Here is an 18885-nt window from a genome sequence, read left to right as displayed (position 1 = left end):
GCGGATGCCTCCCTGGCGGATGCCGTCACAGCAAGGCGCCGACGCGGTCGCGGATCGCGGCCGCGACCTCGTCGACCGGTCGCGACGCGTCGACGACGAGGAAGCGCTCGGGCTCCGCCGCGGCGAGGTCGAGGTACGCGGCCCGCACGCGCGCGTGGAACTCGGATGCCTCGGCCTCGAGCCGGTCGAACCGGCGGGGCGCCGAGTCGAGTCGGGCACGCGCGGATTCCTCGTCGAGGTCGAGCAGGACGGTGAGGTCGGGGCTGAGCCCGCCCGTCGCCCACTCGGAGACCCGCCGCACCTCGTCGGGGTCGAGCACCCGCCCGGCACCCTGGTAGGCGACGGACGAGTCGATGTAGCGGTCCTGCAGCACGACGTCGCCGCGCTCGAGCGCCGGCCGGACGAGCGTCGCGACGTGGTGCGCCCGGTCGGCGGCGTAGAGCAGCGCCTCCGCGCGCGGCGCGATGTCGCCGCGGTGGTGCAGGACGATCTCGCGCACCTCGACGCCGACGTCGGTCCCGCCGGGCTCGCGCGTGCGCACGACCGAGCGACCGCGTTCGCGCAGCCATGCCTCGAGGAGTTCGGCCTGCGTCGTCTTGCCCGACCCGTCGCCGCCCTCGAGCGTGACGAAGAGCCCGCGCGTCACGCCGAGCTCTTCGGCGCTCGCTTCGCGGCAGGCTTCGCGGCGGGCTTCGCGGCCGTCGTCTTCGCCGTGGTCGTCTTCGCCGCCGTGGTCTTCGCCGCCGTGGTCTTCTTGGCGGCGGTCGCCCGGGTGCCCGTCTTCGCGGCGGTGCGGGCGCCCGCACGCGGCTTCGCCGGACCCTTGTCGCGCTTGATCTGCAGCAGCTCGACGGCCCGCTCGAAGGTGATCTCCTCGACCGACTCCGCGCGCGGGATCGTCGCGTTGGTCTCGCCGTCGGTGACGTACGGACCGAACCGGCCATCCTTCACCTTGATCGGCTTGCCGCTCACGGGGTCGGCGTCGAACTCCTTGAGCGCGCTCGACGCCCGGCGGGCGCCGTACTTCGGCTGGGCGAACAGCTCCTGCGCGCCCGCGAGGTCGATCTCGAAGATCGCGTCCTCGCTCGGCAGCGTGCGCGTGTCGGTCCCCTTCTTCAGGTACGGACCGTAGCGGCCGTTCTGCGAGGTGATCTCGGCACCGGATTCCTCGTCGATGCCGACGATCCGCGGCAGGTCGAGGAGCGCGAGCGCGGTCGGCAGGTCGATCGCCTCGACCTGCATCGACTTGAACAGCGAGGCGGTCCGCGGCTTCTCGACCGGCGCCTTCTTCGCACCGCGCTTCGGCTTGGGCGGCTCGACGACCTCGCCGGTCGCCGCGTCCACGGTCTGCTCCGGCTCGGGATCGACCTCGGTGACATACGGGCCGAACCGGCCGTCCTTCACCACGACCTGCTTGCCGTTCGCCGGGTTGTCGCCGAGGACGCGGTCCCCCGCGACGGGCGCGTCGATGAGCTCGCGCGCCTTGGACGCGGTCAGCTCGTCGGGCGCGAGCCCCTCCGGCAGGTTGATGCGGCGCGGGGTCGCGTCGGCCGGGGCATCCGGGTCGACGACCTCGAGATAGGGCCCGTACTTGCCGATGCGCAGCGTGATGTCGGGCGTCACCTGCACCGAGTTGATCTCGCGCGCATCGATCTCGCCGAGGTTGTCGACCACCTGGCGGAGGCCGCGGTGGCGGTCGCCGCCGAAGTAGAACCCGTTCAGCCAGTCGACGCGGTCGGCCTCGCCGGCCGCGATGCGGTCGAGGTCGTCCTCCATCTCGGCCGTGAAGTCGTACTGCACGAGGTCGCCGAAGTGCTCCTCGAGCAGCCGGACGACCGAGAACGCGATGAAGCTCGGCACGAGCGCCTGGCCGCGCTGCGTGACGTAGCCGCGGTCGAGGATCGTGGAGATGATCGAGGCGAACGTCGAGGGTCGGCCGATACCGAGCTCCTCGAGGCGCTTCACGAGGCTCGCCTCGGTGAACCGCGGCGGCGGCGTGGTCTCGTGGCCCTTCGCGTCGAGCACGCCGAGCCCGACGGCCTGCCCCTCGGCGAGCGCGGGCAGACGCGTTTCGTCGGCCGAGTCGTCGGAGTTGCGCTCCTCGTCGCGGCCCTCCTCGTAGGCGGCGAGGAAGCCGCGGAAGGTGATGACGGTGCCGCTCGCGGTGAATTCCGCGAGCGTGCCGCCGACGCGAACGGTCGGCGCCTCGGGCGCGGCCGCATCCGCCGCCGTCGGACCCACGGCGAGCGTCACGGTCGCCGTGTGGCCCGTGGCATCCGCCATCTGGGAGGCGACCGTGCGCTTCCAGATGAGGTCGTACAGCCGGAACTCGTTGCCTCGCAGCTGCGACTCGACCTCGGCGGGCGTGCGGAAGACGTCGCCCGACGGGCGGATCGCCTCGTGCGCCTCCTGCGCGTTCTTCGACTTGCTCGCGTAGGTGCGGGGCTTGGCGGGCACCGAGTCGGCGCCGTACAGCGTGGTCGCCTGGCCGCGGGCCGCCTCGATCGCCTGCTTCGACAGCGAGTTCGAGTCGGTGCGCATATAAGTGATGTAGCCGTTCTCGTAGAGCGACTGCGCCACGCGCATGGTGTCCTTCGCCGAGAGGCGGAGCTTGCGAGCGGACTCCTGCTGCAGGGTCGAGGTCGTGAACGGCGCTGCCGGGCTCCGGCGGTACGGCTTCTGCTCGACCTTGGCGACGCGCTTGGCGACGGCGTCCTCGCGGAGCGCCTCGACGAGTGCCTTCGCGGTCGCCTCGTCGAGGACGGCCGCGCGGCCCTTCAGCTGCCCGCGGTCGTCGAAGTCGCGACCGGTCGCGACGCGCTCGCCGTCGAGGCGGACGAGCCGGGCCTCGAACGAGGCATCCGTCGTCGTGAACGTGCCGATCAGGTCCCAGTAGGACGCGGCGACGAACGCGAGGCGCTCGCGCTCGCGGTCCACGACGAGTCGCGTCGCGGCCGACTGGACGCGGCCGGCCGAGAGCCCCGGGCCGACCTTGCGCCAGAGCACGGGCGAGACCTCGTAGCCGTAGAGGCGGTCGAGGATGCGCCGCGTCTCCTGCGCGTCGACGAGCGAGGTGTCGAGCTCGCGCGTGTTGTCCTTCGCGGCGAGGATCGCGTCCTTCGTGATCTCGTGGAACACCATGCGGCGCACGGGCACCTTGGGCTTGAGCTCCTGGAGGAGGTGCCACGCGATGGCCTCGCCCTCGCGGTCCTCATCGGTGGCGAGCAGGAGTTCGTCGGCATCCTTGAGCGCACGCTTCAATTCGGCGACGGTCTTCTTCTTCGAGTCGCTCACGACGTAGTACGGCTCGAAGCCGTTGTCGACGTCGACCGAGAACTTCGCGAGGCCGCCGCCCTGCTTCTTGACCTCGGCCGGGAGGTTCTTCGGTTCGATGAGGTCGCGGATGTGACCGACCGAGCTCAGCACCTGATAGCCGTCACCCAGGTACTGGGCGATCGACTTCATCTTGGTGGGCGACTCGACGATCACCAGTTTCTTCGCGCCTGACACCAGACTCCCTTGATTCGAGACGAGAGGACGCACCTTCACCCGCGCCCCCAGCGGTGTGCCGTCAGCCGGCGAACGGTCGCCGACAGCCACACCATACACACACTCCGGCTGAACCCGAGCCGAGTCCGACTCTTCGTGAGGATCGCTTGCATCCGCGGGGTTGGGGAGGACAATAGCCGCATGGACACGTCATCCACCGCCTCGTACACCGCGAAGCTGATCGACGGACCCCTCGAAGGTCGCACCGTCGCGACGGCCTTCCTCGACTCGGGAGACCCCCGGCCGAGGATCGAACTCAATGCTGATACGGGCGACAAGCGGTACGTGTACTCGCGCGGCTCCGGCCTCGAGTTCGACTCCGAGAACTCGCCCCTGCCGACCGCCGTCGAGTACCGATTCGTCGAGACCGTCTTCGACTGATCCGCGCCGGCCGGGCCTTCGGCCGGTCGGCGGGTTGAGCCCGCCCACGTCCCCGCGGCGCGCCGCGATGCCGCGGGGGATCGGATGCCGCGCCTCACTCGGTCCATCCAGGCGGCCCGGCTCGCGCCCTGGCGCCGACGTCCATCCCGATCGCTCGGACGTGCACGACGACCGACGCCGTCGAGCCGACGACCTCGCACGAGTCGAGCGCGGCGCCGTTGCGTTCGACGACGGCTCGAGCGAGTTCGCACGGGATGCCCGGGACGACTCCCGACGCCGCATCGGCGGCGGCGAGCGCGGCGGCGTCGGCCGCATTCGCCGCCGCGCGCCGGGCCGGGAACACCGCGAGCACGGCGATCGTCACGGTGGTCAGCGCGACCACGGCCGCGACGACGGCCAGGGCGAGGACGGACCCCGCGCCGCGCTCGTCGCCGAATCCGGCGCCGAACCCGGGGATGCGCCCGGAGATGCGCTCGGGGATGCGCCCGCTGCTGCGGCCGACCATGCGCCCGAGGCCGCTCCGCATCATCGACCGCCGTCGAGCGCGCACGATTCCGCTCGCAGGCGGATGCCGGCCAGCAGCCCGCCGCTCGGCGCGGTGAGCATCGCGCAGACGAAGGGCGGCTCGGACGTCACCGCGAGCGTCGCGCCCGGTGCGTTCCGGCCGGCGATCGCGGATGCCTCGCCCGCACCGTCGCCGCGGCCGAGTGCGCGCGCGGCGTCGGCCGCGGCATCCTCGAGCCCGACCTGACGCGCGCCGAGCTGGACGCCCGCGAGGCAGAGCGCGAGCACCAGCGCGACCGCAGGCAGCGCGACCGCGAGTTCCGCGGTCGCGCTGCCGCGCTCGGGGTCAGCCGACCGTGAGCGCATTCCGCACGAGGTCGGTGAGGATGCCGCGCACCTCGTCGCCCCGCAGGATGAGGACGAGCAGGCCGGCGAAGCCGACGGCGGCCATCGTGGCGACGGCGTACTCCGCGGTCGCGGCGCCGCGTTCGCCGGCGAGACGCGCCGCGAGCCGGGCGAACCGGCTGCGGCTGCGCGCGGGCGGCGCCGCGGCCGTGGAGTGGCTGGTGGGGGTTCGGTCGGACATGGCGGTGTTCCCTTCGGTAGGTGGGCTTCGGCACGAGTCGGATGCGCCGTCACACCGCACCCCGCAGGGTTCCGAGGACGACGGAGATGAGCAGCGGCGCGACGCCGAGCAACGCGAACGCCGGCAGCACGCACGCGCCGAGGGGCAGCATCAGTCGCACGGCGAGGGCGGCCGCGCGGACGGCGCCTTCGGTGCGGGCCTCCCGCCGCCGACGGCGGGCCTCCGCACGGAGCAGGTCGCCGATCGGGGCGCCCGCGCCCGCGGCGAGCCGCACGACGGCGTCGACCTCGTCGGCGTCGTGCGCGCCCGGCAGGTGTCGCTCGAGGGCGTCGCGGGCGATGGCGCGGCCGCGCTCGAGCGACGCCCCGCCCGACATGGCGATCGCGAGCAGGTCGCACGCGAGCCCGGGTGCGACCCGATCCGGGACGGCACGCCGGAGCAGCGCGCGGTTCCAGGCCGCGCCGGCCCGGAGGAGCCCGAGGCCCACGACGAGGCACGCGATCCCGATCGGGTTGCCGAGGAGCACGCTCGCGGTGTCGAAGCCGAGGAGCATCCCGAAGCCCACCGCGATCACGGGCAGCAGGGTGACGAGCTTCGCGCTCGCTCGCGGCCCCGCAAGGGCCGCGGTCGCGTCCCGATGCGTCTGGGCCTCGTCGCGCATCGCCTCGGCGAGGTCGCGCAGGCTGCCCGCGAGCGGCGCGCCGGATTCGGCTGCGACCGTCCACGCGGCCGCGAGGGAGCGCCAGGCCGTCGCGTCGCGCGCGGACGGTCCGCGGCCGGATCCTGCGGCCCGGTCGCGCAACGCGCTCGGCGTCGGGAGCGGCACCCGGCGCCGCCGAACCCGTGCGGCCGCCTCCTCGTCGAGCACGGCCGCCGCGATCGCCTCGCCGACGGGATCGCCGGCCGCCGCGGCCGCCGCGGCGGCGCGAACGGGAGTCGGGGCATCCTCCCCCTCGCCGAGGTGGCGCCACGCGGCCGGTGCCGCGACGCCCGCGGCGAGCAGCACCGCGAGCTGTTCGGCGACGGCGGCGACGCGATCGAAGGCGGATGCCTCGTCGCGGACGCCCGGCACCCCGAACCGGCGAAGCGAGCTCCCCGTCGCGGTCACTTCGCCACCACCGCCAGCCGGCCCGCGTCGAGCTCGAACCGCCCGATCCCAGCGAGCCGACGCCCCTGCTGGCCGCGCTCGACGTGGAGGACGAGGTCGAACGCGCTCACCGTCTGCCGCGCGACGGCGTCGGGCGCGAGCCCCGCGACCGAACCGAGCGACTCGAGCCGCGCCGGCACGTCGTCGAGCGAGTTGGCGTGCAGGGTGCCGGCGCCGCCGTCGTGGCCCGTGTTGAGCGCCGCGAGGAGCTCCCGCAGTTCGGCGCCTCGGCATTCGCCGACGACGAGCCGATCCGGTCGCATGCGCAGCGCCTCTCGGAGGAGGGCGTCGAGTCCGACCCGACCCGCGCCCTCGAGGTTCGGCTGCCGCGCCTCGAGCGCCACGACGTGCGGGTGCTCGAGGCGGAGTTCGGCCACGTCCTCGATGAGCACGATGCGCTCCCCCGGCGGCGCCTCGGCGAGCATGGCGCCGAGCAGCGTCGTCTTCCCGCTGCCCGCCGCACCGGTCACGAGCAGGTTGCGCCGCTCGGCGATCGCGCGACGGACCACCGCGGCCTGGTCGGCGTCGAGCATGCCGACCCGTTCGAGCGCGGCGAGCGAGAAGCCGGCGGCGCGCGGGATGCGCACCGAGATGAGCGTGCCGGTGCTCGAGACGGGCGGGAGCACGGCGTGCACGCGGATGCCGCGGCCGAGGCGGACATCGACCGCGGGCGTCGCCTCGTCGACGTGGCGGCCGCCGCGCGCGATCAGGCGGACCGCGAGCGCCCGCACCTCGCCTTCGTCGGCCGACCAGGCGGCGGCTCGTTCGGCGCCGGCGCCTCGGTCGATCCAGAGGCCGGCGGCGCCGTTGACGAACAGGTCGGTCACCGGTCCGTCCGCCGCGTACGGTGCGAGGGGGCCGAGCGCGTCGAGCGCCGCAGCGTCGAGGACGGCAGCATCGGCCGACGGAACCGCGGGTTCCGCGCCGTCGAGCCGCGAACCACCGAGCGCCGGGCCGACGAGACCCGGCAGGGCCTGCGACGGTTCCAGCCAGGACGGCGAGGCGACGAAGGGGATGCTCACCGGGTGAGCGTCGCAGGCGTTCGGCTGCGAGTGACCGGCGAGGTCGCTGGAAGTGTTCCGAGTCCTCCCCCACCCCATTGTGGAGGAGGACTCGAACCGACAGAATCGTACGGATTCGTACGACCCCTTAACCAAAGGGGGCGGCACCCATTGGGGGGAACGGGTGCCGCCTCGGCAGCGCAAGGATTGGGGGGAATCACGAGCGCTGCAGGCCTCGAAACGAGTGTTCGGGCGGTATTCAGCATACGGGTTCTGGATCCATGCGCAAGTACCAATGTCCTCATTTGTGCCGACACACAGTCTTCTCTGCGGAAACGCACAGATCCGGGGCGAGAGCGCTCCCAGCGAATCCGGGCACTGCTGTCCGGATACCCCCGCGAGACCGCTGATCGGAGCCCCTCCGTCGCCCCCCATGACGGGCGGTCGGCTCGGCGTCGGAGTGGCAGGGTAATGTGCCCTGTGGGCAGGCGAACCCACCGATCCACACTCGCGAAGGAGCGACGGAGCACATGACCGTACAGATCGATCACGCCCTCGAGGAGATCCGGAGATTCCGCCCGAGCCCGGAGTTCGCCGCCCAGGCCGTCGCCGACGAGCAGCTCTACGCCGCGGCATCCGAGGACCGTCTCGAGTTCTGGGCCGACCAGGCGCGGAGCCTCCTCCAATGGGAGAAGCCGTTCACCCGCACGCTCGACTGGACCAACCCGCCGTTCGCGAAGTGGTTCGACGACGGCGAGTTGAACGTCGCCGTGAACTGCCTCGACCGTCACGTCGCCGCCGGCCTCGGCGACCGGGTGGCGATCCACTGGGAGGGCGAGCCGGGCGACACGCGCACCATCACCTACGCCGAACTCACCGACGAGGTGAAGCGCGCCGCGAACGCGCTCACCGACCTCGGCATCGGCCAGGGCGACCGCGTCGCGATCTACCTGCCGATGATCCCCGAGGCCGTCGTCTCGATGCTCGCCGTCGCACGCATCGGCGCGGTCCACTCCGTCGTCTTCGGCGGCTTCAGCGCCGACAGCCTCGCATCCCGCATCGACGACGCCGAGGCATCCCTGGTCATCACCGCCGACGGCGGCTACCGCAAGGGCAAGGTGTTCCCGCTGAAGCCCGTCGTCGACGAGGCGCTCGCGAAGGCCGAGCGCGGCAGCGTCCGCAACGTCCTCGTGGTCAAGCGCGGCGAGAACGAGGTCGACTGGGCCGACGGCCGCGACCTGTGGTGGCACGACACCGTCGCGACCGCGTCGGCCCAGCACGAGGCGCAGGCGTTCCCGGCCGAGAACCCGCTGTTCATCCTCTACACCTCGGGCACGACCGGGAAGCCGAAGGGCATCCTGCACACCTCGGGCGGTTACCTCACCCAGACGGCCTTCACGCACCGCAACGTCTTCGACCTGCACCCCGAGAAGGACGTCTACTGGTGCACCGCCGACGTCGGCTGGATCACGGGCCACTCGTACGTCGTGTACGGCCCGCTCGCCAACGGCGCCACGCAGGTGCTGTACGAGGGCACGCCCGACACGCCCCACCCCGGCCGCTGGTGGGAGATCGTCGAGAAGTACCGGGTCTCGATCCTCTACACGGCACCGACGGCGATCCGCTCCTTCATGAAGCTCGGCCGCGCGATCGTGCACGGCTACAACCTGCGGTCGCTGCGCGTGCTCGGCTCCGTCGGCGAGCCCATCAACCCCGAGGCGTGGATCTGGTACCGCCACGTCATCGGCGGCGGGTCGATCCCGGTCGTCGACACGTGGTGGCAGACCGAGACGGGCGCGATCATGATCTCCGCACTCCCGGGAATCACCGACCTGAAGCCCGGCAGCGCCCAGGTGCCGATCCCCGGCATCTCGGTCGACATCCTCACCGACGACGGCGAGGCGATCGAGGGCGAGGGCGGCGGCCTGCTCGTCATCACCGAGCCGTGGCCGAGCATGCTGCGCGGCATCTGGGGCGACCCGGAGCGGTTCAAGGAGACCTACTGGGAGAAGTTCGGCGACAAGTACTTCGCCGGCGACGGTGCGCGTCGCGACGAGGACGGCGACTTCTGGCTCCTCGGCCGCGTCGACGACGTCATGAACGTCTCCGGCCACCGGCTGTCCACGGCCGAGATCGAGTCCTCGCTCGTCGCGCACCCGTGGACCGCCGAGGCGGCGGTCGTCGGGGCATCCGACGAGACCACCGGGCAGGCGGTCGTCGCCTTCGTGATCCTGAAGGCCAGCCAGGTCGAGCACGTCACCGACCAGGCCGAGGCCGCCGAGGAGCTGCGCCGCCACGTCGCGACCCAGATCGGCGCGATCGCGCGACCGCGCCAGGTGTTCATCGTGAACGAGCTGCCGAAGACGCGCTCGGGCAAGATCATGCGCCGGCTGCTGCGCGACCTCGCCGAGGGCCGCCAGGTCGGCGACACGACGACGCTCGCGGACACCTCGATCATGGAGGTCATCAGCGCCCAGGTGCGCTGAGCGCGGAAACGCCGGATGCCCCGTCGCGACGAGTTCGCGACGGGGCATCCACGTTCTTCGGTCCGCTACGCGAACTCGACGAGCAACTCCACCTCGACGGGCGAGTCGAGCGGGAGCACCGCGACGCCGACGGCGGAGCGGGCGTGGCGGCCGAGGTCGCCGAAGACCTCGCCCAGGAACTCGGATGCCCCGTTGATGACGCCGGGCTGGCCGGTGAACGACGGGTCGGATGCCACGAACCCGACGACCTTGACCACGCGCGTGATGCGGTCGAGCGACCCGAGCTCGGCCCGGATCGCCGCGAGCGCGTTGAGCGCGGCCGTCCGGGCGTAGCCCTTCGCGTCGTCGGCGGGCACGAGGCCCTCGCCGTCGCCGACCTTGCCCGTCGCGGGCAGCGCGCCGGCCGTGAACGGGAGCTGGCCGCTCGTGTGGACGTAGGAGCCCGTGACGACGGCCGGGACGTAGGCGGCGACGGGTGCGGCGACGCCGGGGAGCTCGATCCCGAGCTCGACGAGCCTGGCTTCGGCGCCCATCAGGCCTCGCCCTCGAACTGCTTGGCGGCCTGGGCCGCGGCGGCCTGCCCGGCGCGCGCAGCCTCGGACGACTCGCCGCCCGCGGGGCGCTTCAGGTAGGCGACGAGGCCGCCCTCGGGGCCCTGCACGATCTGCACGAGCTCCCAGCCCTGCTTGCCCCAGTTGTTGAGGATCGCCGCGGTGTTGTGGATGAGCAGGGGGGTGGTGATGTACTCCCAGGCCGGCATGGGCGCCTCGTCTCTCGGTGGGTGGTCACGGTGCCCGAAGCGGCCGGCGACGCCCCGTCGCGCGGCGGGACGATTCGCGTCTCCGCCCCGGAATTCCGCGCGCCGAGCGCGTTCCGGGGTTACCCAGCCTTCTCCGTTAGGCTCCACTATATGTCTGCCCAAAATCGATCGACGAGCTCCGTCGCGTCCGGGGTGCTCGCCTTCGTCGGCATGAGCGCCCTCGCCGGCGTCCTCGTGACCGCAGCCGTCACCCCGGCCATCGCGGTGACCGGAATGGCCGCAAACAGCAGCATCAGCCTGTTCGAGAGCCTCCCCAGCTACCTGAACATCGGCGACCTCTCCGAGAAGACCGACATCTACGCGACGGCGTCCGACGGCTCGAAGGTCCTGCTCGCCTCGTTCTTCGACGACAACCGCGAGGAGGTCGGCTGGGACGCCATCAGCCAGTTCGCGAAGGATGCCGCCGTCGCCGGTGAGGACCCCCGCTTCTACGAGCACGGCGGCGTCGACATCCAGGGCACGATCCGCGGTGCGCTCAGCACCTACGTGCTCAACCAGGACGTGCAGGGCGGGTCGTCGATCACGCAGCAGTACGTGAAGAACGTGCTCGTGAACAACGGCATCCGCGAGGCGAAGACCGAGGAGGAGAAGGAGGCCGCCTACGAGGAGGCCACCGCGACCACCCCGGAGCGCAAGCTCAAGGAGATCAAGTTCGCGATCGCCCTCGAGAAGAAGTTCTCGAAGGACCAGATCCTCCTCGGGTACCTGAACATCGCCGCGTTCGGCGGCCGCGTGTACGGCATCGAGAGCGCCGCGCAGTACTACTTCGGCGGCAAGCACGCCGCGGAGCTCACGCTCCCCGAGGCCGCGAGCCTCATCGCGATCGTGAACCACCCCGAGAAGTTCCGCCTCGACATGCCCGACGACGAGGAGAACGGCCTCAATTCGGTCGACGAGGCGGGGAACCCCACCCCGTACGCGGCGAACAAGGAGCGCCGGGACTACATCCTCGGCGAGATGCTCAAGTACGGGAAGATCAACCAGACCGACTACGACGCCGCGATCGCGACGCCGGTCGCCCCGGTGATCAAGGAGCCGAGCACCGGCTGCCAGTCGGCCGGCGGCTCCGCGTTCTACTGCGACTACGTCAAGAACATCATCCTGAACCACTACGACGACCCTGCGACGCCCGACGTCAACGAGGGCCGCGAGATGCTCGCCACCGGCGGCATGCAGGTGAACACCACGCTCGACCTCGACCTGCAGCTGCGTGCCGAGCAGGCGATCAACGAGAACGTGCCGTACGCCGACCCGCGCTTCGACGTGGGCGCGGTCGCGGTCGGCGTGCAGCCCGGCACCGGGCGCGTGCTCTTCATGGCGCAGAACAAGAAGTACACCGAGGACCCGGAGACCGCCGCGACGAGCGCCGAGTACACCTCGATCAACTACAGCACCGACTACGCGTACGGCGGTTCGAGCGGCCTCCAGCCCGGGTCGACCTTCAAGGTCTTCACGCTCGGCGAATGGCTGAACGAGGGGCACTCGCTCCGCGAGACCTTCAACGGCGCCAGGCGCGCGTTCACGTCGTTCCCGGACAGCTGCAACGGCAACTGGACCGGCAACTTCAACCCGCGCAACGACGACTCGCGGACCGCGAACAACGCGGTCGACGCGACGAAGTACTCGGTGAACTCGTCGTTCATGGCGATGGCCCAGCAGCTCGACCTCTGCAAGATCAAGGAGACGGCGCAGGCGTTCGGCGTGCGCCGCGCGGACGGCAACGACCTGGGCACCCCGGTCTCCAACCCCGACTGGATCTTCAGCCCTTCGGCCGTGCTCGGCACCGAGGAGGTGGCCCCCGTCTCGATGGCGGCCGCGTTCGCGGGCATCGCGAACAACGGGCTCACCTGCTCGCCGATCGCGATCGACTCGATCACGAAGGCGGACGGCACGCCCGTCCCCGCTCCCCCGTCGACGTGCACGCAGTCGGTCACGCCGGATGTCGCGCACGGCATGTCGTACGCGATGCAGCAGACGTTCGCCGGCGGTACCGCGGCGGCCTCCAACACGGGGACCGGCATCGCCCACATCGGCAAGACCGGTACGACGGATGGCGCCAAGGACACCTGGATGGACGGCTCGAGCACCAAGGTCTCGACCGCGGTCTGGGTCGGCAACGTCACGGGTGAGGCGAACCTGCGGAACCTGTCCTTCGACTCGGGCGCCGCGGCGACCGCGCGTCACCGGATCTGGCCGGCGATCATGGAACTCGCCGACACGAAGTACGGCGGCGACGACTTCCCGGCTCCACCGGAGGCCGCCTTCAAGCAGGTGCTGGTGGATGTCCCGCAGGTCGCGGGCCTCTCGCTGGAGGCTGCGAAGCAGGCCATCGAGGCGGCCGGATTCGTGTTCGAGGACGGCGGCCAGCAGGACTCGAACCTGCCGGCGGGCACCGTGTCGGCCACCGACCCGTCGGGTCAGGCCGGACGCGGCAGCACGATCCGGGTGTTCACGAGCAACGGGCAGGGCACGACCGTCCCCGACGTGGCGGGCCTGACGCAGCAACAGGCGAAGGCCGCGATCGAGCAGGCCGGCCTGAAGTTCAAGGCCGACGGCAACCCCGGCAACAACGACACCGCGGTGAGCCAGAACCCGGCGGCCAACACGGCGGCCAAGCGCGGCGACACCGTGACCGTCCAGTTCAAGGCCTCCGGGACCGGGGGCGGAACCGGCGGCGGCACCGGCACGGGCGGCGGCGGTTGACCCGGATGACGCGTTCCCCCGTCGCGTCGATCGCACTCGCGATCGGCGCGGCGGGGCTCGCCGCGTTCGCGTGGGGCTCGCTCGTCGAGCGCACCAGATGGACGCTCCGGACGGCTGAGATCCCCGTCCTCCCGCCGGGCGCCCGACCGATCCGCGTGCTGCACCTCTCGGACCTGCACATGGCGCCGTGGCAGCGGAGCAAGCAGGACTGGATCCGCGCGCTCGTCGAGCTCGAGCCCGACCTCATCGTCGACACGGGCGACAATCTCGGCCACGAGAACGGGCTCGAGGGCGTGCGACGTGCGTTCGACGCGTTCGCGGGGATCCCGGGCGTGTTCGTCGACGGCTCGAACGACCACTACGGTCCGGTCGTGAAGAACCCGTTCCTGTACTTCGGCGGCCCGTCGGGTGTGGTCAGGCATGCGCGGAAGCTCGATACGGACGCCCTGCACTCCTATCTCGAGTCGCTCGGGTGGACGAGCCTGAACAACGCCGCGGCCGCGACCGAGATCAACGGGACGCGCCTCGAGCTGTTCGGCGTCGACGACCCGCACCGCGGATTCGACCGGCTCGACCTCGTGGCGGGCGCGATCGACGAGCTCCGCGCCGAGGACCCCCTCGGCGAGGAATCCTGGATCACCGAGGGCGACGCGACGGTTCCCCGGCCGACCGTGACGATCGGGGTGACGCACGCGCCGTACCAGCGCGTGCTGAACTCGTTCCTCAACCACGGCGCGCAGCTCCTGCTCGCCGGGCACACGCACGGCGGCCAGGTGTGCGTGCCGGGCTACGGCGCGCTGGTCACGAACTGCGACATCCCGCGCTCGCAGGCCAGCGGCGTGAGCGTGTGGCAGCACGGATTCCGCTCCGGCCACCTCAACGTGTCGGCCGGCCTCGGGACCTCGATCACGGCGCCGATCCGGTTCGCGTGCCCGCCCGAGGCATCCCTGCTCACGCTCGTTCCGGCGTCGTGAGCGGCGCCTGGATCGCCGCGACCGGTGCGGTGGTCAAGCGGGCCGGATTTATCGGCTATTCTTGTTGAGGCCGTTCGGCCACCGGTAACCGGGGTGTGGCGCAGCTTGGTAGCGCGCTTCGTTCGGGACGAAGAGGTCGCAGGTTCAAATCCTGTCACCCCGACCGCGTGCGAAACCCCCTCCGAGAATTCGGAGGGGGTTTCGTCGTCTCCACGGTTTCGCACCACCGTCGGACGTGTGAGGTCGGCCGTCACCGGCTCGCGCAGGGCGCTGCGCAGACTCCGCGGTCGGCCGCGCGCGGCCTGCTCAGGCCCGCGGTCCGGCCGCCGCGGCACTCGCCTGGCCGCGCGACGGCGGGGCGGGTTCGCGTCGGTCCGCGAGGTTGATGGCCGCGCCGGTGACGCACGCGGCGAAGATCGACGCGATCGCCCACAGCGACAGGCCTGCAACCAGATACATCAGCTCCACCTTGCGATCCCCCTCGAACGGAACGTGAGCTCTGTCCCCAGTGTCGCATACCCCCGTTCGGGGGACAAGGTGTGGAGTGAGACCGGTTACGGGCGTCCCATCCCCTTGTAGACCCACCCGGCGGCCCGCCACGCGTCGGGATCGAGCACGTTCCGGCCGTCGATGATGCGCGGTGTCGCGACGAGCGACGCGACCCGCTGCGGGTCGAGATCGCGGTACTCGCGCCACTCGGTCACGAGGAGCACGAGTTCCGCGCCGCGGAGCGCCTCGTCGGTGGACTCGACGTACGCGAGTTGCGGGTGGCGGCCCCGCGCGTTCTCGATGCCCTCGGGATCGGTCGCCACGACGTCGGCGCCGAGCCCGCGGAGCTGGACCGCGACATCCAGCGCGGGCGAGTCGCGCACGTCGTCCGATTCGGGCTTGAACGTGACGCCGAGCACGACGACCCGCTTGCCGTTGGGCGCACCGTCGAGGAGCCCGACGGCGAGGTCGACGACGCGCTGGCGCTGCCGCAGGTTGATCGCGTCGACCTCCTTCAGGAACGCGAGCGACTCGCCGAGGCCGAGCTCGTCGGCACGCGCGGTGAAGCCGCGGATGTCCTTCGGGAGGCATCCGCCGCCGAACCCGACGCCCGCGTTCAGGAAGCGGCGCCCGATGCGCGCGTCGTGGCCGATCGCGTCGGCGAGCGCGGTGACGTCGGCGCCCGTGGCATCCGCGATCTCGCTCATGGCGTTGATGAACGAGATCTTGGTCGCCAGGAACGCGTTCGCGGCGACCTTCACGAGCTCCGCGGTCGCGTAGTCGGTCACGATGCGCGGCGTGCCCGCGTCGATCGCGGTGCGGTACACGTCGTCGAGCACGGATGCCGCGTGGTCGTCGCCGACCCCGTAGACGAGCCGGTCGGGCTCGAGCGTGTCCTTCACGGCGTAGCCCTCGCGGAGGAACTCCGGATTCCAGGCGAGCGACGCGTGCGGCGCGCGGGCCGCGAGCAGGGCGGCGAGCCGCTGCGCGGTGCCGACGGGCACGGTGCTCTTGCCGACCACGAGCGCGCCCTCGCGCAGGTGCGGCACGAGCGAGGCGAACGCCGCGTCGACGTAGGTCAGGTCGGCGAAGTTCGACCCCGGCGACTGGGGCGTGCCGACCGCGATGAAGTGGACGTCGGCGGTCGCGGCATCCTCGATGTCGGTGCTGAACGCGAGCCGACCGCTCGACGTCGCGTTCGCGAGGATCTCGGCGAGCCCGGGCTCGAAGAAGGGCGGCTGCGCCGCGCGCAGCTGCGCGATCTTCCGCTCGTCGACGTCGATGCCGACCACGTCGTGGCCGAGGACGGCCATCGCCGACGCATGCACCGCGCCGAGGTATCCGCACCCGATGACCGAGATCCGCATGCCGCCTCCGTTTCATTGCGCCCTTCGACGCAGACCAACCGCACCAGCCTACGATGGAGCGATGGCGACCCGGCGGCGACCCTCGATCGGCACGGTCGCGCGTGTCGCCCTCGCGCCGTACCTCGTGGCCCTGGGGTTCATCGTGTTCCTCCCGGCGCGCGAGGCGGGCCGGATCACCGGGATCGTGGGCGTGCTGGCCGACGCGGTCGCCACGGTCGGCGTGCCGCGCGAACCGGCCGCTATCGTGTTCGAGTTCCTCGCGAACATCGCGCTGTTCGTGCCGCTCGGGCTGCTGCTGCCGCTCGCGTGGCCGCGGCTCGGGCCGATCACCGTGATCGTCGCGGGCTGCGCGCTCAGCACGGGCATCGAGCTCATTCAGCTCGCGATCCCGTCGCGCGTGTCGACGATCAGCGACGTCGTGGCGAACACGGCGGGGACGGCGCTCGGATACCTCGTGGCGACGGTCCTGCTCGTTGAGCGAGCGAAGCGAGACGAAACGCCCACCCACGCTCGTTGAGGAAGCGAGACGGAACGCTCACCACGGCACGTTTCGACTCCGTCGCTCCGCTCCCTCGCTCAACGACCGGTCGTCGAGCGAGCGAAGCGAGTCGAAACGCTCACCCGCGCCCCCCGACCCGGCCGCGCCCGGTCGCGGCGCGCATGAGCTGCTCGAGCGGCCCGCGCCCGATGAAGTGCCGCCAGAGCAGCGCGAACGCCATGCTGCCGAACACCAGGCCGGCCGTGAGCGCCCACGAGTCGTCGGTGAGGACGCCGTTCTCGATTCGGATCGACCCAGCGAGCACGATGAGGTGGAGCGTGTAGATCGTGAACGGCATCGAGCCCATGGCGGTGAACGGCGACAGCGCGATGCCGGCCACCCGGCGGGCGCTCGGCGCGAGGCGTGCGGTGAGCCAGACGCACGCCGCGACGACGACCACGCCGATGCCGACGTTCGCGAGCGCGCGCGCGGACTCCCCCACGGCGAGCGCGAGGCGGGTCGCGTCGGCGACCTGGCCGGAACCGCCGACGAACGAGGATGCCCCGGCCCGCGTCGCCGCGTCGAGGATCGCGGTCGCGGGGGCGAGGAGCGCGACGGCGAGGAACGCGCCGGCCGCGGCCGACCACGCGAGCACGGGCCCGCGCGTGATGCCGAAGCGCCCGAGCGCGAGCCCGATGAGCATGACGGGCACCCACTCGATGACGGGGTAGGCGCCGGAGAACGCCCAGTCGACGGGGATCCGCCAGCCGGTCATGCGCGCGGCGCCGACCCATTCGGTGCCGCTCACGATGACCGCGAGCCCGGGCGTGACCGCGAGCAGGAGCGCTCCGGCGCCGAGCGCGACCCACGGCGGGAGGAACAGCAGCGGGATCATGAGCAGGAACGCGATGCCGTACACGTCGAGGATGATGAAGACGAGCGGATGCAGCGCCGCGGCGATGAACAGGCCGAGGGCGATGAGGATCGCCGCGCGGATCGCGATCTGCACGCGGAGGCGCGCTCGTCCGCCGCCGGGGCCCCTGGGGACGGGCCGGGTGCCCCCGGAGATGAACGCGAGCCCGAGCCCGGCCGTGAGGGCGAACAGCAGTCGCGGGCGCTCGTCGCTCACGGAGATGGCGGCCTGGACCCAGGGATTCGCAACCGCGGGCGCGACGTGCGCGACGAACATGCCGACGAGCGCGATGCCGCGGGCCGCGTCGACCCCGTCGACTCGGGCGGATGCCTCGCGCGCGACGAGTGCCGGCGCGGGATGCGGCCGCGACTCGGGCGCGGCGGGCGCCGGCGCCGGCGCCGGAGCCGGCGGCGGCTCCGCCTCCGGGACCCGCGCCGAGGATGCGACGCGGTCCTCCTCTTCGGGCGCCGGGTCCGCTCCGCTCACCTGACGACGACCGTCGGTCCCTCGAGGTGCGCGAGCACGCCGTGGCTGACCGACCCGAGGAGGAAGCGGGCGAGCGCGCCACGGCCGTGGCTGCCGACGACGAGCAGGCGCGCCTCGGCGGCGGCCTCGACGAGGGCGGCGACCGGGTCGCCCGCGATGACGCGCGCGTCGACGTCGAGGTCGGGGTAGTCGTCGGCGAGCGCGGCGACCGCGTCGGCGAGCACCTCGCCGGCCGCGGCGCCGAGTTCGTCGGAGCCGAGCATCGCGACGCCGTACCCGTACTCGCCGCCCGCCATGACGGCGATGTCCCAGGCATGCACGGCGATGAGGGGTTCGCCCGTGCGCCGCGCCTCGTCGGCGGCGAACCGGAGCGCACGCGCGCCCTCGGGGGATCCGTCGATGCCGATGACGACGCCGTGCCGCGCGCTGACGTCGATGTCGGGCACCACCGCGACGGGCACGCTGCTGGCCGCGGCGATCCGCAGGCTGTGGACGCCGCGACGACTGGGGCGCTTGCCGCCGTGCCAGTCGCTGCCGACGACGAGGAGTTCGCTCTCGCGGGCGATGGCCTCGAGCACCTCGACGGCGTCGCCCTGCTGGAGGTCGACCACGACGTCGACGCCGGGTGCGGCCTCGGCGGCGGTCCGCGCGCTCTCGTCGAGGCCCGCGGTCGCCTGCGACTGGGTGGCGAGGATGAACTCGGCGTCGCCCGTGCCCTGGATGACCGAGTCGACGACGTGCACGAGCCTGAGGGTGGAGCCTCGGGCTGCGGCCCGCTCGGCGGCCCAACGGACGGCGTGGTGGGCCGCGGGCCCCGCCGTGCTCACCCCGACTGCGATCTGGCCCATGACGTGCCTCCTCGTCCGGTGGCATCCGGGATCTCCGGCCTCGCCTCCATCTTCACGCGCGGAGGGGCTCGGGGCTACACCTGACGCGCGATCGGTACCTGTACTGAATGCGCGAGCTTTCCTCACTTCTATACTTCGGCCAACGGCGACCGA

The 18885-nt window shown here is 72.1% G+C and carries 18 protein-coding genes and 1 tRNA gene; 6 read left to right on the top strand and 13 right to left on the bottom strand.

Annotated features, from left to right (window positions below):
• Positions 1-25: 25 nt before the first annotated feature.
• Together tmk and topA are read right to left on the bottom strand one after the other, a co-directional pair.
• Entirely contained in the window at positions 26-646 is a 621-nt protein-coding gene (gene tmk, locus ACDF64_RS10410) for a dTMP kinase (RefSeq protein ID WP_394551018.1), read from the bottom strand.
• A complete protein-coding gene (topA, locus tag ACDF64_RS10405; protein WP_394551016.1) occupies positions 643-3510 on the bottom strand; it encodes a type I DNA topoisomerase in 2868 nt (955 codons plus the stop codon). The genes tmk and topA overlap by 4 nt, the downstream gene beginning before the upstream one ends.
• Positions 3511-3690: 180 nt before the next feature.
• Here topA and ACDF64_RS10400 point away from each other — a divergent pair, with 180 nt between their 5' ends.
• Positions 3691-3930 (top strand): hypothetical protein, encoded by a 240-nt coding sequence (locus tag ACDF64_RS10400; protein ID WP_394551014.1) that lies wholly within the window; start codon positions 3691-3693, stop codon positions 3928-3930.
• A gap of 94 nt (positions 3931-4024) precedes the next feature.
• Here ACDF64_RS10400 and ACDF64_RS10395 read toward each other — a convergent pair whose 3' ends face one another.
• From ACDF64_RS10395 to ACDF64_RS10375, 5 genes are read right to left on the bottom strand one after another with little or no spacing between them, the layout of a single operon-like run.
• A complete protein-coding gene (locus tag ACDF64_RS10395; RefSeq protein ID WP_394551012.1) occupies positions 4025-4459 on the bottom strand; it encodes an Rv3654c family TadE-like protein in 435 nt (144 codons plus the stop codon).
• Entirely contained in the window at positions 4456-4800 is a 345-nt protein-coding gene (locus ACDF64_RS10390; RefSeq protein WP_394551010.1) for a TadE family type IV pilus minor pilin, read from the bottom strand. Before ACDF64_RS10390 ends, ACDF64_RS10395 begins: the two co-directional genes overlap by 4 nt.
• Positions 4781-5020: a DUF4244 domain-containing protein gene (locus tag ACDF64_RS10385; protein WP_394551008.1), complete on the bottom strand. Its 240-nt coding sequence runs from the start codon at positions 5018-5020 to the stop codon at positions 4781-4783. The genes ACDF64_RS10390 and ACDF64_RS10385 overlap by 20 nt, the downstream gene beginning before the upstream one ends.
• A 49-nt stretch (positions 5021-5069) precedes the next feature.
• The gene (locus ACDF64_RS10380; protein ID WP_394551006.1) at positions 5070-6128 is read right to left on the bottom strand and encodes a type II secretion system F family protein; all 1059 of its coding nucleotides are present in this window, start codon (positions 6126-6128) and stop codon (positions 5070-5072) included.
• Positions 6125-7189 carry a TadA family conjugal transfer-associated ATPase gene (locus ACDF64_RS10375; protein WP_394551004.1) on the bottom strand — a complete coding sequence of 355 codons (1065 nt, stop codon included), beginning with the start codon at positions 7187-7189 and terminating at the stop codon, positions 6125-6127. Before ACDF64_RS10375 ends, ACDF64_RS10380 begins: the two co-directional genes overlap by 4 nt.
• A 509-nt stretch (positions 7190-7698) precedes the next feature.
• Between ACDF64_RS10375 and acs the strand changes: the two genes are divergently transcribed.
• A complete protein-coding gene (gene acs / locus ACDF64_RS10370) occupies positions 7699-9654 on the top strand; it encodes an acetate--CoA ligase (RefSeq protein WP_394551002.1) in 1956 nt (651 codons plus the stop codon).
• A gap of 65 nt (positions 9655-9719) precedes the next feature.
• On the opposite strand, the gene ACDF64_RS10365 is transcribed toward acs, so the two are convergent.
• Together ACDF64_RS10365 and ACDF64_RS10360 are read right to left on the bottom strand one after the other, a co-directional pair.
• Entirely contained in the window at positions 9720-10187 is a 468-nt protein-coding gene (locus tag ACDF64_RS10365) for a RidA family protein (protein ID WP_394551000.1), read from the bottom strand.
• On the bottom strand, positions 10187-10414 hold the full coding sequence (locus ACDF64_RS10360) for a hypothetical protein (RefSeq protein WP_394550998.1): 228 nt from the start codon (positions 10412-10414) through the stop codon (positions 10187-10189). The genes ACDF64_RS10365 and ACDF64_RS10360 overlap by 1 nt, the downstream gene beginning before the upstream one ends.
• 210 nt (positions 10415-10624) lie before the next feature.
• Here ACDF64_RS10360 and ACDF64_RS10355 point away from each other — a divergent pair, with 210 nt between their 5' ends.
• The 3 genes from ACDF64_RS10355 to ACDF64_RS10345 all read left to right on the top strand — a co-directional run bounded on the left by ACDF64_RS10355 (position 10625) and on the right by ACDF64_RS10345 (position 14314).
• Positions 10625-13177: a transglycosylase domain-containing protein gene (locus ACDF64_RS10355; protein ID WP_394550996.1), complete on the top strand. Its 2553-nt coding sequence runs from the start codon at positions 10625-10627 to the stop codon at positions 13175-13177.
• Positions 13178-13182: 5 nt separating this feature from the next.
• Positions 13183-14151: a metallophosphoesterase gene (locus tag ACDF64_RS10350; protein ID WP_394550994.1), complete on the top strand. Its 969-nt coding sequence runs from the start codon at positions 13183-13185 to the stop codon at positions 14149-14151.
• 89 nt (positions 14152-14240) lie between these two features.
• Positions 14241-14314 (top strand) — tRNA-Pro (locus tag ACDF64_RS10345).
• Between the two features lie 143 nt (positions 14315-14457).
• Here the strand turns inward: ACDF64_RS10345 and ACDF64_RS10340 are convergent.
• Both ACDF64_RS10340 and ACDF64_RS10335 read right to left on the bottom strand, forming a co-directional pair.
• Positions 14458-14610 (bottom strand): hypothetical protein, encoded by a 153-nt coding sequence (locus ACDF64_RS10340; RefSeq protein WP_394550992.1) that lies wholly within the window; start codon positions 14608-14610, stop codon positions 14458-14460.
• Positions 14611-14705: 95 nt separating this feature from the next.
• Positions 14706-16007 carry a UDP-glucose dehydrogenase family protein gene (locus ACDF64_RS10335; RefSeq protein ID WP_394550990.1) on the bottom strand — a complete coding sequence of 434 codons (1302 nt, stop codon included), beginning with the start codon at positions 16005-16007 and terminating at the stop codon, positions 14706-14708.
• Positions 16008-16068: 61 nt separating this feature from the next.
• Here ACDF64_RS10335 and ACDF64_RS10330 point away from each other — a divergent pair, with 61 nt between their 5' ends.
• Positions 16069-16524, top strand: coding sequence for a VanZ family protein (locus ACDF64_RS10330; RefSeq protein ID WP_394550988.1), 456 nt, complete (start codon positions 16069-16071; stop codon positions 16522-16524).
• A gap of 100 nt (positions 16525-16624) precedes the next feature.
• On the opposite strand, the gene ACDF64_RS10325 is transcribed toward ACDF64_RS10330, so the two are convergent.
• Both ACDF64_RS10325 and ACDF64_RS10320 read right to left on the bottom strand, forming a co-directional pair.
• Entirely contained in the window at positions 16625-17884 is a 1260-nt protein-coding gene (locus ACDF64_RS10325) for a heparan-alpha-glucosaminide N-acetyltransferase domain-containing protein (RefSeq protein ID WP_394550986.1), read from the bottom strand.
• A complete protein-coding gene (locus ACDF64_RS10320; RefSeq protein ID WP_394550984.1) occupies positions 17881-18732 on the bottom strand; it encodes a universal stress protein in 852 nt (283 codons plus the stop codon). The genes ACDF64_RS10325 and ACDF64_RS10320 overlap by 4 nt, the downstream gene beginning before the upstream one ends.
• Positions 18733-18885 lie beyond the last annotated feature (153 nt).

The organism is Agromyces sp. MMS24-JH15 (assembly GCF_043518605.1).
Lineage (GTDB): Bacteria > Actinomycetota > Actinomycetes > Actinomycetales > Microbacteriaceae > Agromyces.
The sequence above is the reverse complement of the archived record's forward strand: the minus strand, read 5'-3'. Positions and strand labels throughout refer to the sequence as shown.